The sequence below is a fragment of the Rhodococcus sp. NKCM2511 genome (assembly GCF_014905595.1).
Classification (GTDB): domain Bacteria; phylum Actinomycetota; class Actinomycetes; order Mycobacteriales; family Mycobacteriaceae; genus Rhodococcoides; species Rhodococcoides fascians.
In genome coordinates this window covers 1-763 of sequence record NZ_BNHJ02000013.1, presented here as the reverse complement: position 1 = coordinate 763, position 763 = coordinate 1, and the positions used below count along the sequence as shown (strand labels likewise).

The window sequence follows — 763 nt, the reverse complement described above, 5'->3', positions numbered from 1 at the left end:
GTCCGAGCTCGTTGAGGAGGAAAGTACTAACGCTGAATCTATCTGGCAGGTGCTCAAACAAACTCTGTTGGAAACACAGGCGTCCACGCTATCGAGATCCAAACCAAAGAACCAGAAACCTTGGATCAGTCGTAACACGTTAGCGCTGGTTGGACAAAAACGTGCCTGTCGTAGAGGAAGCGTGGAATTTAACCTCCTCAAACATGAAATACGAAGCAAACTAAGGGAAGACAAAACGGCGTACATCCTTGAACAGTGCAAAGAGGTCGAGCTTGAAAGTCGGAAGGGCTGCGCGAGAGGAGTCTTCCAGAAAGTCAGTGAAGTGACAAAACAGGTATGTCCAAGCGCTCAGACGCTCAAGGCGAGCAACGGTGCAATACTCACCGCCAAGGAGGATATCCAGAAGCGGTGGGTGGAGTACTGTGAAAACTTATACAAAGAGGAGGTCAGCGATGGTGATGCGGCTGACCTCCTCATGGCAGATGACACCTCTCAAACGGAGATGAAACAATTCACTCTCCAACATGAACCACTTCCCACTAGGGAAGAAGTACAAAGGGCAATCGATGCACTGAATTGCGGGAAGGCGTCTGGTCCTGACGAAATTCCGGCAGAGTTGCTCAAGCTTGGCGGAGCGAAAGTGGTTGATATCATGCACAAAATATGCACGCGCATTTGGTTAACAGGGGAGTGGCCAACTGATTGGACCCACTCAACTTTTGTACCCTTACACAAGAAGGGTGACAATAAAGTGTGCAGCAAT

1 protein-coding gene is annotated in these 763 nt (G+C 49.3%); it reads left to right on the top strand.

Translation table 11 applies throughout. The annotated features are described in order from the left end of the window. Positions 1-181 precede the first annotated feature (181 nt). On the top strand, positions 182-763 hold a 582-nt coding region (locus tag JLZ96_RS24860), incomplete at its 3' end, for a hypothetical protein (RefSeq protein ID WP_201011553.1).